This is a genomic window from Bacillus sp. 1735sda2 (assembly GCF_024159245.1).
In the GTDB taxonomy this organism is placed as follows: Bacteria; Bacillota; Bacilli; order Bacillales; family Bacillaceae; genus Bacillus; species Bacillus pumilus_O.
Genome location: NZ_JAMYWZ010000001.1, coordinates 2351131 through 2365148 on the forward strand (window position 1 = coordinate 2351131; position 14018 = coordinate 2365148).

Here is a 14018-nt window from a genome sequence, read left to right on the forward strand (position 1 = left end):
TTGACACCTCTTTTTGTAAACCTGATTCTTTATAGAAGCTCTAAAATTTTGCTTGAAACTGTTTCCGTATCATCTGGTGTGCGGCAAATGATCAAAATGGTATCGTCTCCGCAAATGGTTCCCATGATTTCTTCCCAATCTAAATTATCCATTAAAGCCCCAATTGCTTGAGCATTACCCGGCATGGTTTTGAGGACGATTAAATGACTGGCAGCATCCATTTTAATAAATGCATCCATTAAGGATCGCTTCAGTTTAGACAGCGGATTAAACCGCTGATCCGCAGGAAGGCTGTATTTATACGTTCCATTGTTCGTTGGTACTTTCACTAAATGCAATTCTTTAATATCTCTTGATACGGTCGCTTGTGTAATGTTATATCCATCGGCTTTTAAAATATCAACTAGTTCATCTTGTGTTTCAATTTCTTGGCTCGCGATGATTTCTCTAATCTTAATATGCCTTTGACCTTTAGTCATTTTTGACCCCCCTAGGCGTTTGATCTCAGTTTGTCTTTACGTTCTATGTTATATGAACCACAGTTCAAAAAACAAGCGTTACGTGAGAAACGGACAATTCTCATCTTTTGACCATGTAAAAAGGAATAATAGCGAGCTATTATTCCTTCAGCATGTAGACAAACCCTCGCATTCGGTGTCAGGTCTCTGCTTCGGTGCTCACGAATGTTCAATTCGCTCCGCTCCGATGCTCGTCCTTCCTAGACTTCAAAGGTTTTCTATCACGCTGTAAAGAAGACAAAGGGCTAAAATAAAGATCATTTTAGCCCTTTGCCAACAATCTAAAAGGAATAATAGCGAGCTATTATTCCTTTTGTTTCAACCTCATGTGTCAGCCGGCTCAGGACTGTTTTTCTTTTCTTTCAATATAGAATGGGCTTCCTTGACGATCTTTTCAAGTTCTGAAACCGGAAGTGCCTCATTCTCTTCTTGATCGGGATGAAGCTTTAAATGGAGCAGGAACTCAATATTCCCGTCACCGCCAGTAATAGGCGAAAATGAGACATCCTTCACATCATAGCCTTCTTTTGCAGCAAATTCATTCATCTCTTCCAGTACACCAAGGTGGACAGACGGATCTCGTACGATGCCTTTTTTACCAACAAGCTCTCTGCCTGCTTCAAATTGAGGCTTGACGAGTGCAATACAGTCTCCGCCTGGGACAAGAATGTGCTTTAAAGCCGGCAGAATGAGTTTAAGTGAAATAAAAGAGACATCAATTGACGCCACTTCTGGCAGTCCTTCAGTAAAATCTGCTGGGACAGAATGACGGAAGTTGGTGCGCTCCATGACAATGACCCTGTCATCCTGCCTTAATTTCCACGCAAGCTGATTGTAGCCAACATCAACAGCATATGATTTGACTGCTCCGTTTTGAAGAGCACAATCTGTAAATCCACCTGTTGATGAACCAATATCAATTAGTAATTTCCCTTCAACGGTTAAGTCGAATTCTTTAAGCGCTTTTTCTAGCTTTAATCCGCCGCGGCTCACATATTTCAGAGGGTTCCCTTTCACAGTGAGTGGTGTATCACGAGCGATTTTCTCTCCTGGTTTATCCAAACGGTTTTCATTTGAGTAAACGATCCCTGCCATAATGGCACGCTTTGCTTTCTCTCTCGTTTCCATTAGTCCTTGTTCGACTAATAAAACGTCAAGTCGTTCTTTCTTTGATGTCATAATCCAATTCCTTTTCTTGGTGCTACGGGAAGCATATCACGTAAAGTGTCAGCAACCTGTACCTTCGTCAAACCAATTTCTTCAAGCAGGGCATCAACACTCCCATGCTCAATAAATTCATCTGGAATGCCCATACGTTCTATTTTAATATGAGATGCTTTTTTATCGTGTATATATTCTAAGACGCTGCTGCCAAATCCGCCTTGGAGCACAGCTTCTTCAATCGTTAAAATTGGAATACCTTCAGAAAGAATATCATTTAACATCGCTTCATCAAGAGGCTTAATAAAACGAGCGTTGACCACACGAACCGATTTCCCTTCTTTTTGAAGTTCTTCTGCTGCTTGAAGCGCCATTTTAATCGTCGTACCAAATGTTAAAATCACAGCATCCTTCCCTGGACGAAGAACCTCCCAGGACCCAATTGGAATGGTTTTCAGTTGTTCATCCATTTTGACACCTAGCCCGTTACCGCGAGGGAAGCGCATAGCAATAGGACCGTCATCATACTGAATAGCTGTATTGACCATGTGCTGTCCTTCATTTTCATCTTTTGGCATCATCAGTACCATATTCGGCATATGACGCATAAAGGCAATATCAAATACACCTTGATGGGTTTCTCCATCGGCACCGACAAGTCCAGCACGATCAATACCAATAAATACGTTAAGGTTCTGGCGGCAAATATCGTGTAGCACTTGGTCATAGGCTCTTTGCAAGAACGTTGAATAAATCGCTAAAAATGGCTTCATGTTCTGCGTCGCAAGCCCAGCTGCCATTGTGGCTGCATGCTGCTCGGCAATTCCTACATCAAACATCCGCTCTGGAAATTCCTTTGCAAAGCCTTCAAGCTTTGAACCAACAGGCATCGCAGGCGTGATCGCAACAATCCGCTCATCTTCCCGCGCCAGCTTTCTGACTGTTTCACTGACGAGACCACTCCAAGACGGAGCTGCTGCTGCCGGTTTTACAAAATCACCTGTATCAATTTTGTATGGGCCCGTACCGTGCCAAGTCCCGATTTTATCGGATTCTGCCGGCTGATAGCCTTTTCCTTTTTTCGTGATGACATGCAGAAGAACAGGACCTTTTGTTTTCTTTGCATATTCAAGATTCTCAAATAAATCTTCATATGAATGTCCGTCAACAGGACCTAAGTAGGTAAACCCCATTTCCTCAAAGAACATGCCAGATACAAGTAAATATTTAAGGCTGTCTTTAATACGCTCTGCTGTGGCAGCAAGTTTTCCGCCTACAGCTGGAATGCGCTTGAATAAATATTCGAGCTCATCCTTTACCCATTGGTATTTGCCAGCTGTACGCAATCTGCCAAGCATTGTGTGAATCGCACCGACGTTTGGCGCAATGCTCATTTCATTGTCGTTTAAGATCACAATCATATCTTTCTTTTCATCACCGATATGATTCAAAGCTTCCAGCGCCATACCTCCGGTTAGTGCGCCGTCTCCGATAATCGGCAGGATATATTCATCTGTCCCTTTGATATCACGCGCTGCTGCCATACCCATCGCACCAGATAACGAGGTTGAACTGTGACCTGTCTCCCAAACGTCATGTTCGCTTTCATTTCGTTTAGGGAAACCGCAAAGCCCTTTATATTGGCGAAGTGTATCAAACTCCGATCCTCTTCCCGTTAACAGCTTATGAACGTAAGACTGATGTCCAACATCCCAGAGGAATTTGTCTTTTGGGCTGTCAAATACTTTATGAAGCGCAACAGTCAGCTCAACGACTCCGAGGTTCGGACCGATATGCCCACCAGAGTTAGCTAAGGATTCAATTAAAAACATGCGAATGTCAGCGCTAAGCTCTTCTAATTCTGCATTTGACATTCCTTTTAGAAACGTTGGATTTTTTATTGATAAAAGATCCAATTAGGATCAACTCGCTTTCAACAAAATTTCTATATACATCTATAATGCCTTATTCCTTTGAAAACCAGTAGGGAATAAGAGTTGTCTCATCATAATAAACTGTTTACAGTTTACCACAATTGCTCGAGGACCCTCAAATCTAGGCTGTTTTTAATGATCTCTTGAGGCAATTAGATCACATAAACCATGCAGCAATTGCTGCTCTAATTGGAGATTTGAGACGATTTCTTTTGCACGCGTGATGTGCTCATCCAGTTTTTCTTTTGCTCCTGAAAGCGTTAATAAAGAAGGATATGTCGACTTTTCATTTGCTGTATCAGAGCCGACCCGTTTTCCGATTTTCTCTTCGCTTCCTTCGAGATCTAAAATATCATCACGGATTTGAAACGCAATGCCAATATGATAGCTGAATTCCCTTAGCTTTTCGATCTCGTCATCTGATGCTCCTGCCAGCATTGCACCAGCTGCGACGCTGAATGTGAGAAGCTTTCCTGTTTTACGGGCGTGAATGGATTCTAGTTCAGCAAGCGATACTTGTTTTTGCTCTGCTTCCATGTCATCAAATTGACCGCCAACCATTCCTAGCGCACCTGCTGACTTTACAAGCTCATCTACAATTCTGAGCTTTTTGTCAGCAGAAACGCTGCTAGACAGCTGTGATGTAATCAGACGGAAGCTCTCTGTTAAAAGGGCATCACCCGCGAGAACCGCTGTTGCTTCCCCGTACACTTTATGATTCGTCGGTTTTCCTCTACGAAGGTCATCATCGTCCATACAAGGAAGGTCGTCATGTATCAATGAATACGTATGAATCATCTCCACCGCACAGCCGACAGGTATACCGTCTTCTTCATTTTTACCGTAGGCATTTAGAAGAGCAAGAACGAGAACAGGTCGAAGCCTTTTCCCGCCCGCTTTAAGTGAATAGAGCATAGAAGATTTCAGGTCTTTAGGAATCGTCAATTCCTGAACATATGTAAATAAATAATCTTCGATGGTCTGTTTTCGTGTTGTTAAAAATTCATTTAAATTACTTGTCACCAGCATCTGCCTCCTTCACCGAGAAGGGAGCCAGCTCACCGTCCTCTTTTAAAATGAAATCCATTTGTTTTTCAACATGTTGTAATTTTTCATGACAAAGCTTCGAAAGGGTCATGCCTTCTTGAAAATAATGAATTGCCTGCTCAAGTGGTACATCTCCTTCTTCGAGCTTTCCCACAATCTCCTCAAGACCTTTCATCGCCTCTTCAAATGTCATTTGTTCTTCTTTTTGTTTATTGGATTCTGTCATGATGATTGCCCCTCCTTCTCAATAACCTCACAAATGAGACGTCCATCCTTCATCGTGATAGTCAGCTGATCCTTCGTCTCTACTTGGTCCACACTTTTTATTAGTTCTTCTTCTTTATAGGCTAAGCTGTAGCCTCTTTCCATCACTTGAAGTGGATTTAATGCATTTAGTTTACCAAGAACCGATTGGAACTGCGAATGAATTGTTTTCATTTGCACATTCATACTACGAATGAGCTGTTCTGTTTCATTGGCGTGACGTTTTTTCGCTTGAAGCAGCTGCTCTTTAGGATGAAGTGGCTTCAGCCTGTATGTCTGGCGGTCTAGCTGACTGCGTTTTTGCTCAATTTGTCTTGTCAGCTGTTTTTGAAAACGGTCAAATACCAAATCGAATTGCTGCTCTTTTTGCTCCTGTAATCGCTTTGGGAAACGGAAGGCGTAAGAGGACTGCAGCGCCAAAAGGCGGTCTTTTGCTTGTGAGGTTTGATTCTTCACAGCTCTTGTTAGCCGTATATCAATTGATTTGATTCGCTCTATTAAATCCGTCGTGCTAGGAACAGCAAGTTCGGCTGCTCCTGTTGGTGTGGGTGCTCTCATATCTGCAGTGAAATCACTGATCGTAAAGTCTGTTTCGTGCCCAACTGCAGATATGATTGGAATGTCTGATGCGAAGATCGCCCTTGCGACAGCTTCTTCATTAAAAGCCCAAAGCTCTTCAATCGAACCGCCTCCTCTTCCGACAATCAAGACATCACAGAGTTGTTTTTCATTCGCTTCCTTGATCCGCTCTACGATGGAACGGGTCGCATGCTCACCTTGGACGAGCGCCGGAAGCACAATGATTTTCGCCTGCTGATAGCGCCTATTGATGGTCGTAATGACATCTCGAACAGCCGCTCCTGTTGGAGACGTAATGACACCAACAACCTCTGGATATTCAGGGATTGGCTTTTTATAGCGCGCATCAAATAAGCCTTCACTTGCTAGCTTTTTCTTTAGCTCTTCATAAGCAAGATGAAGAGCACCAACACCATCAGGCTGCATTTCTTTCGCATATAACTGATAATTGCCGCTTGGTTCATAGACTTGAATTCCGCCGCGTACAAATACTTTCATTCCACTCTTAGGTGAAAAAGGCAGCTTCGCCGCAGAGCGCTGGAACATGACAGCTTGCATGCGTGCGTTTTCGTCTTTTAAGGTAAAGTACACATGCCCTCTTGAATGAATCTTGACATTGGATAACTCACCTTTGATCCAAATATCTTCCAAATGCGGATCAACATCAAATTTTCTTTTTATGTATTTTGTAAGGGCTGTGACCGTCACAAAGGCTTTTTCACTCATGACGTATTCCTCCTCTTCAAAAACGCACATTCATCCACCAGCAGCATGCAGGTGGATGAATGGATAAAGCTTATGCTAATGTACGTTTTGCTGATTTAACCGTATTATGTGCAAGCATCGTAATCGTCATTGGACCGACTCCGCCAGGGACTGGTGTGATATAAGAAGCTTTTTCTTTTGCCTCTTCAAAATCAACATCTCCAACAAGCTTCCCGGTATCTAAACGATTGACTCCTACATCAATCACAATAGCGCCTTCTTTAATTTGGTCAGCTTTAATAAAGTTTGCTCGACCGACGGCAACAACTAAAATATCCGCTTTTAACGTATGTTCTGAAATATTCGCTGTTCTTGAATGACAATAAGTAACCGTTGCGTTTTCGTTTAACAGCAATTGTCCTACCGGTTTACCGACAATATTGCTTCGTCCGACAACAACGACTTCTTTTCCAGAAAGATTGACACCCGTTTTGTTGAGTAATTCAACAATCCCTGCTGGTGTGCATGGAAGGAATGTGTCTTCCCCAAGAAGCATTTTCCCGATATTCAGAGGATGGAAACCATCAACATCTTTTTCAGGTGAAATACGTTCAATCACGGCTTTTTCAGAAATATGTTTTGGCAGTGGAAGCTGAACAAGAATTCCGTGGAATTGATCGTTCGCATTGTACTGATCAATGAGCTGAAGCAATTCTTCTTCTGTTAAAGAAGCATCTAAATGATCTAGCTGGAAATGCATCCCCATTGCTTCTGCTGCTTTTTTCTTTCCGCGTACGTAAGAAAGTGAAGCCGGATCATCACCGATTAGAATAACGGCAAGACCAGGTGTGACACCTTTTTGTTTTAGCTCTTCTACTTCTTTTGCTAATTGCTCACGCTTTTCTTTTGCTGTTTCTTTCCCATCGATGATTGTTGCTGTCATGTCGAATCCTCCTATTGCTGCTTTAGGTCGTTTTTAATGTTTGAAAGTACTCCATTTACAAATTTCGGCGCTTTATCATCACCGAATAATTTGGCCAGTTCAATCGCTTCATTCATTGAGACACTAACCGGGATATCTTCTTGATACACCATCTCGTAAACAGACAGCCTTAAAATGGCTCTATCTACGTTTGCAATACGATCGAGTTTCCAATTCACTAAATGCTGTGAAATCATGTCATCGAGCTTGTCCTTTTGTTCAAGCACACCGAAAACCAGCTCCTCGAAAAAAGGATCTGATTCTTGTTCATCCAGTGCATGTGTAATGGCCTCTTTCGGATCAATATTACTCACATCAATTTGAAATAATGTTTGTAGCGCCTTTTCTCTTGCAGTTCTTCTTTTCATTATTTACTCCTTTAACCACTTTATCCGCTTGTCGTTAAGCCATACAGAGATCATAACATATTTTGACCGTGGTCGCACCAAGATCCATGCGAGCTGTCACGAAAAACGAATCAATCCAAGTATGAGGTCATTATGATTCGGAAATGGCCCAAAAATGGGCTTTAAAAAACCAAAGAGGCGATGCCTCCTTGGTTTCACTTGAACTCTTTTTTACATTTCTTGATCTACTTCAGCCTCAGCTGACTTTGTATCAAATTGAATACCAACGACATGAATATTGATTTCATTAATCGTTAAGGCAGTCATGTTCAAAAGAGTTTGACGAATATTTTCTTGTACAGCAGTGGATACCTTTGGAATGGATAGGCCAAATTCAATCACACAATATACATCGATTGTGATGCCTTCATCAGAGACATCTACTTTCACACCTTTACGGTGATTTTTTTTACCAAAACGTTCTGCTACATCAGCAGCGAAATTGCCGCGCATTTCGGCAATGCCTTCGACTTCTGAAGCGGCGATCCCAGCAATGACTTCAATCACTTCTGGTGCAATTTGCACTTTTCCCAATTGATCTTCATCAAGGTTCATTTCAAGCAAATTGTTTTCTGACACGATTATTCACCTCCGAAAGCTGTGATTATTTCATGATTTGGTATGTTTCTAAAAACTTCGTATTAAAATTACCGCTCACAAATGTTTCATGCTCAAGCAATCTTAGATGGAATGGGATCGTTGTGTAGACTCCTTCAATGACGAATTCTTGAAGCGCGCGTTTCATTCTCGCAATCGCTTCTTCTCTCGTCTTACCATATGTGATCACCTTTGCAATCATACTATCGTAATATGGCGGAATCACATAACCCGGATAAGCGGCAGAATCCACGCGTACTCCTAAACCGCCTGGCGGAAGATACATTTTAATTTCACCAGCTGATGGCATAAAGTTTTTCTCTGGGTTCTCTGCATTAATACGGCATTCAATTGCCCATCCTTCATATACGACATCCTCTTGTGTAAGAGAAAGTTTCTCACCTGATGCCACTTTAATTTGTTCTTTGATCAAATCAACACCTGTGACCATTTCTGTTACAGGATGCTCTACTTGAATACGGGTATTCATTTCCATGAAGTAGAACTTCTCTTCATTATAATCATAAATGAATTCGACTGTTCCAGCACCAGTATATTCAACAGCTTCTGCAGCTTTTACAGCCGCTTCACCCATTTGTTCACGGATGTCTGCATTTAGAGCTGGTGATGGCGTTTCTTCAAGAAGCTTTTGCATTCTTCTTTGGATTGAGCAATCACGCTCTCCTAAATGAATGGTATGACCATGCTGATCTGCAAGCACTTGGATTTCCACGTGTCTAAAGTCTTCAATGAATTTTTCTAAATAGACGCCAGGGTTACCAAAGTTTTGCGCTGCTTCCTGCTGCGTGATGGTGACACCGTTAATGAGCTCTTCTTCGTTACGAGCGACACGGATTCCTTTACCACCACCGCCGGCAGTTGCTTTTATAATCACAGGATACCCAATACTTGCTGCTGTTGAAACAGCATCATCAAGATCTTTTACAATTCCTTGAGAACCAGGAACAATCGGAACGCCAGCGTCCTTCATTGTTTCCCTTGCGACATCTTTTGTTCCCATTTTGGAAATCGCTGACGGAGTTGGTCCAACAAAGATAACGTTACATTCCTCGCAAAGCTCTGCGAAGTCTGCGTTTTCAGCAAGGAAGCCGTATCCTGGATGAATGGCATCTGTTCCTGTTAATTTTGCTACACTGACAATATTCGTGACATTTAAATAACTATCTTTTGAAGCAGTCGGTCCGATGCAATATGCTTCATCAGCCATTTGAACATGAAGCGCATCGCGATCCGCTTCAGAAAATACCGCAACTGTTTCAATTCCAAGCTCTTTACAAGCGCGGATAATTCTAACTGCGATTTCTCCTCTGTTTGCAATTAATAGCTTTTTAATCATGATCGTACTCCTTACTCTGCTTTCACTAGAAAGAGGGGTTGTCCGAATTCTACAAGCTGACCGTTCTCAGCTAATACTTCGACGATTTCACCTTTTACTTCTGCTTCGATTTCATTAAACAGTTTCATCGCTTCTACGATGCACACAACTGTGTTTTCGTTCACCTTAGAACCTGTTGTCACGTAAGGACCTGCTTCTGGTGAAGATGAAGCATAAAATGTGCCAACCATTGGGGATGTAATTTTATGCAGATTGTCAGACGCAGCTGCCTCTTGTGCAGGGGCTTCGGTCTGAGCTGGAGCTTGTGCTTTAGGAGCTTGTTGAGCTGGAGCTGCTTGGACAGGAGCCACAGATGCTTGTGCCGCAACTTGCTGAACGACTTCTTTATTTTTCTTCAGTTTGATTTTTGCACCTTCGTTTTCGTACGTAAATTCATCAATTGTTGATTCATCAATTAATTTAATCAGTTCATGAATTTCTTCGGTTTTTAACATGGATTTGCACCCCTATGTATGGATTTATCTTTTTCTTTATAGGCTAGTACTAAAAGTACATACTATAACCATCTTACAGGAGGATTTCATTGAATTCAACTACTATTGTGGCGAAGCACTTTGCGAGAGCACCTTGGAGAGGGCGTCAAACCGCTTGAAAAAACGCCCTTTTCGGCAAAGGGCGCCTGTTCATTTTTTATTCGTTAGAGGGCTCAAAAGTGACTGCTACATTATCAAGACCTCTCATTTCTTTTGTGACCATATCAATAATGTCGGCCGCTTGGGACTTTGATTTTTTGTCAGAACGAACTGTGATGCTCACTTTATCTCCCTCTGCACTCACTAGCGCATCTTTATAACCTTTTGTTTTAATTAAGGTTTCAAGTTGACGCTCCGTTCCTTCTGCTTCACTAAGCGCTGTCATTTGGTCATACGCTTCGCTTTTTTCTTGTGCTGTTGCATCATCACTAGATACAATTTCGTTGAACTCTTCACGCTGCTTGCTTCGTTTATCTTCAAGCTCTAATCTGTAAGTTGTAAAAAGCTCATCGTCTGTTTGCTCTGATACAGCCTTTCCTTCTTCACCGCTTGTTTCGATATCCTCTTGTTTACCATTTGTTTCTTTGTCAGTGGACTTCTCATCAGCGCCTTTTTCAGTGCCTTTGTCCATTCCTTTTTCTGGTTCAGTCTTTTTCTCTTCCGTTCCTTTTGATTTCATCTCTTCTACTGTCACTGCATTTTCACCTTGTGGAGACATGATATAGTACACACTTAAGACGACAACTAAACTTAGCATCGTTAATAGCCAAACCGTTTGTTTTTTTAACATCATTCCGAATCCTCCTTGATTTTTTTAGGGGCAACAGCCACTCTATGGCTCGGTACATCAAGCACTCGTGTAACCGCTTCAATGATGGTTTTCTTTATTTGAACGTTGTCTACTCCTTGAGCAACAACGAGAACACCACGAATATCTGGTTTTTTCGTTTGCACAACGACTGGCGTTTCTTCATTGCCATTTTTGATGATGACGATTTCTTCTTCTTTTGTTTGATCGGTGACACTTCGCACGCCGCCTTCTTTATCTGTTTCTTCGGTCGTTGTGCTTTTATTGGATTTGTTTTTTTCAAACACTTTTAAAGAAGTTGCGTCTACATTGACCACAATCGATACATCCTCAACGCCAATAATGGTTTCTAAAATTTCTTTCAGCTGATTTTCGTATTCTTGCTCCACATCTTCAATCGAATTCTTTGATTTACTTGACGATGCCGGCTTGAATACCTCCTGCTCTTGTGAGGTTGTTTTTTTAGAAGCAGGAACAGCAGCTTGTTCTTTGCTTGATGGCGGTGACAAGATCTGACTGACTAACATGAAAGATACGCCGATGATGAATACAAGCAGCAAGTAATGGTGCTTCGTTAATTTTGGTTTCCCTTCACCTTTTTCAGGCGGTTGCAAGAATGATTTCAGCTTTTGTTTCCAGTCCTTGTTATTCATGATCTGCTGCGTCACCTCCCTCAATGTTCAGCGCAATGTGCTCAGGACTCGTATTCCAAACATCCGCAAGCTTCTCTTTCACCCTCTTGATCTCTTTGCTAGAAGATTCAGCGCTTTCCTCCTTTTGCCTGGAGAGATCAATGTCCACCTTTGCCACCGTTTCTACAGCATCACCTGTGAGCGGGGAAAGAACTGCCTTGATGCGAAATTGATCCGCCTCCATATTCTGATCCAGGTGCTCTTCATCTGCTAACACTTCTACGTGTTTCATTTCGTAGCTCTCCTTCTCCAGTGGCTCCTTTGCGCTTTTTTCTAGTTGGACAGCCATTTGCTTTAAAATATATGCACGCTGAGAGGCTTGTATTTCTTTTTTTTCTAAATTCATCTGATTTTTTATTTCTTCTGACTGTGCTTCTTCCTTCCCCTTCATCAATTCTGAGAAAATTTGGTCAGGGTCTGCCCGAAATAAAGCAAAAATCGGATTGAGCATCACCACAATCAACAGGAGGCTGACGACCATTTTGGCATATTTTTGCATGCTTGAATTAGGAAGCAGAAGATCAATGACAATCGCAAATAAGATAAAGAGAATAATACTTGTGATCCATTCCGTGAGAAAACTCAAAAGGTGTCCCCTCCTTACTTCATCATCATGGTCAGGTTGCCAGCAGTGATAATGACGGTAATGCTTAAAAAGAACATGAGCGATACGACAGCAAGTGCAGCAAAGATATAAAGCACACTTTTTGATATGACATCTAGGCAGCTGATAATCGGACCGCCTCCTAATGGCTGAAGTATAGCTGCGGCAAGCTTATAAATAAGGGCTAAAGAGAGCACTTTGATCGCAGGGAAAGCGGCAATTGTTATGAGAATAGCGACGCCAACAAGTCCGACCGTATTTTTAAGTAAGACAGAGGCACTGATGACGGTATCCGTCGCATCTGTAAACATTCTGCCAAGGACGGGGATAAAGTTTCCGGTAATAAATTTGGCTGTACGAAGTGCGATACCATCCGTAACCGCAGCAGATGCACCTTGCACAGAAATGACGCCAAGAAAGACAGTTAAAAAAACGGCTAACCCACCTATCGCCACATTTCTTAACAGCTGGGCAAGCTGGGTGACCTTGTATTGTTCGGTCAGCGTACTGACAATGCTCAATATCGCTGATAAAAAAATAAGCGGAAGAACGACATATTGAATAAAAACGCCGCTCGTATTCATCAAAAATAAGATAACGGGATGAAAGAATCCGGCTGAGACAAGCCCGCCTGATGAAGCAATCAGTGCTAATAACAGAGGAATAAGAGCAAGAATAAAACTGGTCATCGTTTGAATGGCTTCCGTTGCATAAGAAATCGCCACATGAAAGCTGTTGAGTGCAATAATGATCAGCACCATATAAACAAGTGCGTATGCGACTTTACTGACATTGCTTTGTTCAAATGCATTCTGCAATAGCTGCAAAAGCGAACAGAAGATGGTGAGTAAAATCAGTGTACCAAGGAGCTTTCCGTTTGCGATGACCTCGTGAAACAGATAATGAACAAAGGCTTTCAGCAATGTCTGGGGAGACAGCTCTTTATCGCCGTCAATCATTTCCTTCACTGTTCCTTTTTGGCTTTCTGGCAGAAAGCCGCCATACTCGTCCAATATGGTTTCCCAAAAGTCACTAATGGAGTGAAGCTCAAGTGCATCAGCCTGTCCAGCCGCCACTTCTTCTGCTGCTGGTGCTTCATTGGATAATGGCTCTTTTTCTTCTGCACCCGCGTGAGGAGCGATTAGCCAGAAGAAAAGCATCAGTCCCAAAACAGCTGTCACCCGTTTCATTGTCATCACCTCTTTTCAATTACGTCATGGACGGGATCATACCTAAGATGGTCTCAATGATGACTGTTAAAATGGGGACTGCCATGACCAAGATGAGAATTTTGCCGCCAAGCTCTATTTTTGATGCAATGGCGCCTTGTCCAGCATCTTTTGTCAGCTGGGCGCCGAATTCCGCAATATAGGCAATACCAATAATTTTTAAAATGGTTTCAACATACTTCATATTGACACCGGCACTTGCCGCAATTTTTTCTATCATCGAGATAATGGCATAAATTTGATCTATTAAATAGAGAAAGATCACACACCCTGTAAAAACAACAAGCATAAAGGCGAAGGTCGGCTTTTGTTCTTTGACGATTAATGCTAAAAAAGTAGCAATTAAACCAAGTCCAACAATTTGTATGATTTCGATTTGTAAGCCCTCCCCTATCCTTGAAATAGAAATACGGCTTTAATCTTTTTAAACAAATCATCTACAATGGTTGCTACCATAAACAAAATGTAGATAAACCCAAGCAGCGTGACCCACTGAGCGTACTCCTTTTTCCCCATTTGATCTAAAATCGTATGGAGGAATGCCACAACGATGCCTACTCCAGCAATTTGAAAAATGACGTTTACATCAACGCCCATGCTC

17 protein-coding genes are annotated in these 14018 nt (G+C 42.0%); all 17 read right to left on the reverse strand.

Annotation, left to right across the window (positions count from 1 at the left end):
- Positions 1 to 29: 29 nt before the first annotated feature.
- Positions 30 to 479, reverse strand: a complete 450-nt coding sequence (ahrC, locus tag NKR21_RS12140) for a transcriptional regulator AhrC/ArgR (protein WP_012010523.1) — start codon at positions 477 to 479, stop codon at positions 30 to 32.
- Between the two features lie 363 nt (positions 480 to 842).
- A complete protein-coding gene (locus tag NKR21_RS12145; protein WP_144457709.1) occupies positions 843 to 1697 on the reverse strand; it encodes a TlyA family RNA methyltransferase in 855 nt (284 codons plus the stop codon).
- Positions 1694 to 3595 (reverse strand): 1-deoxy-D-xylulose-5-phosphate synthase, encoded by a 1902-nt coding sequence (dxs, locus tag NKR21_RS12150; protein WP_144457707.1) that lies wholly within the window; start codon positions 3593 to 3595, stop codon positions 1694 to 1696. The genes NKR21_RS12145 and dxs overlap by 4 nt, the downstream gene beginning before the upstream one ends.
- A gap of 150 nt (positions 3596 to 3745) precedes the next feature.
- Entirely contained in the window at positions 3746 to 4642 is an 897-nt protein-coding gene (locus NKR21_RS12155; protein ID WP_254109453.1) for a polyprenyl synthetase family protein, read from the reverse strand.
- On the reverse strand, positions 4626 to 4886 hold the full coding sequence (locus tag NKR21_RS12160) for an exodeoxyribonuclease VII small subunit (protein WP_003215880.1): 261 nt from the start codon (positions 4884 to 4886) through the stop codon (positions 4626 to 4628). The genes NKR21_RS12155 and NKR21_RS12160 overlap by 17 nt, the downstream gene beginning before the upstream one ends.
- Positions 4883 to 6229, reverse strand: a complete 1347-nt coding sequence (xseA, locus tag NKR21_RS12165) for an exodeoxyribonuclease VII large subunit (protein ID WP_144457703.1) — start codon at positions 6227 to 6229, stop codon at positions 4883 to 4885. Before xseA ends, NKR21_RS12160 begins: the two co-directional genes overlap by 4 nt.
- A gap of 70 nt (positions 6230 to 6299) precedes the next feature.
- Positions 6300 to 7151 (reverse strand): bifunctional methylenetetrahydrofolate dehydrogenase/methenyltetrahydrofolate cyclohydrolase FolD, encoded by an 852-nt coding sequence (gene folD, locus NKR21_RS12170; RefSeq protein WP_012010529.1) that lies wholly within the window; start codon positions 7149 to 7151, stop codon positions 6300 to 6302.
- An 11-nt stretch (positions 7152 to 7162) separates the two neighbouring features.
- Positions 7163 to 7558 carry a transcription antitermination factor NusB gene (gene nusB, locus NKR21_RS12175; protein ID WP_012010530.1) on the reverse strand — a complete coding sequence of 132 codons (396 nt, stop codon included), beginning with the start codon at positions 7556 to 7558 and terminating at the stop codon, positions 7163 to 7165.
- A 210-nt stretch (positions 7559 to 7768) separates the two neighbouring features.
- The gene (locus NKR21_RS12180; protein WP_012010531.1) at positions 7769 to 8176 is read right to left on the reverse strand and encodes an Asp23/Gls24 family envelope stress response protein; all 408 of its coding nucleotides are present in this window, start codon (positions 8174 to 8176) and stop codon (positions 7769 to 7771) included.
- Positions 8177 to 8201: 25 nt separating this feature from the next.
- The gene (gene accC / locus NKR21_RS12185; protein ID WP_012010532.1) at positions 8202 to 9551 is read right to left on the reverse strand and encodes an acetyl-CoA carboxylase biotin carboxylase subunit; all 1350 of its coding nucleotides are present in this window, start codon (positions 9549 to 9551) and stop codon (positions 8202 to 8204) included.
- 11 nt (positions 9552 to 9562) lie between these two features.
- On the reverse strand, positions 9563 to 10045 hold the full coding sequence (gene accB, locus NKR21_RS12190) for an acetyl-CoA carboxylase biotin carboxyl carrier protein (RefSeq protein ID WP_144457701.1): 483 nt from the start codon (positions 10043 to 10045) through the stop codon (positions 9563 to 9565).
- 196 nt (positions 10046 to 10241) lie between these two features.
- Entirely contained in the window at positions 10242 to 10874 is a 633-nt protein-coding gene (locus NKR21_RS12195) for a SpoIIIAH-like family protein (RefSeq protein ID WP_003216063.1), read from the reverse strand.
- Positions 10874 to 11545, reverse strand: a complete 672-nt coding sequence (gene spoIIIAG, locus NKR21_RS12200) for a stage III sporulation protein AG (RefSeq protein ID WP_012010535.1) — start codon at positions 11543 to 11545, stop codon at positions 10874 to 10876. Before spoIIIAG ends, NKR21_RS12195 begins: the two co-directional genes overlap by 1 nt.
- Positions 11538 to 12170: a stage III sporulation protein AF gene (spoIIIAF, locus tag NKR21_RS12205; RefSeq protein WP_144457699.1), complete on the reverse strand. Its 633-nt coding sequence runs from the start codon at positions 12168 to 12170 to the stop codon at positions 11538 to 11540. Before spoIIIAF ends, spoIIIAG begins: the two co-directional genes overlap by 8 nt.
- A 14-nt stretch (positions 12171 to 12184) precedes the next feature.
- Complete coding sequence (spoIIIAE, locus tag NKR21_RS12210) at positions 12185 to 13378, reverse strand: stage III sporulation protein AE (RefSeq protein WP_144457697.1); 1194 nt, start codon at positions 13376 to 13378, stop codon at positions 12185 to 12187.
- A 19-nt stretch (positions 13379 to 13397) separates the two neighbouring features.
- Positions 13398 to 13811 carry a stage III sporulation protein AD gene (gene spoIIIAD, locus NKR21_RS12215; RefSeq protein WP_087978339.1) on the reverse strand — a complete coding sequence of 138 codons (414 nt, stop codon included), beginning with the start codon at positions 13809 to 13811 and terminating at the stop codon, positions 13398 to 13400.
- Entirely contained in the window at positions 13808 to 14014 is a 207-nt protein-coding gene (gene spoIIIAC, locus NKR21_RS12220) for a stage III sporulation protein AC (protein ID WP_003153142.1), read from the reverse strand. Before spoIIIAC ends, spoIIIAD begins: the two co-directional genes overlap by 4 nt.
- Positions 14015 to 14018 lie beyond the last annotated feature (4 nt).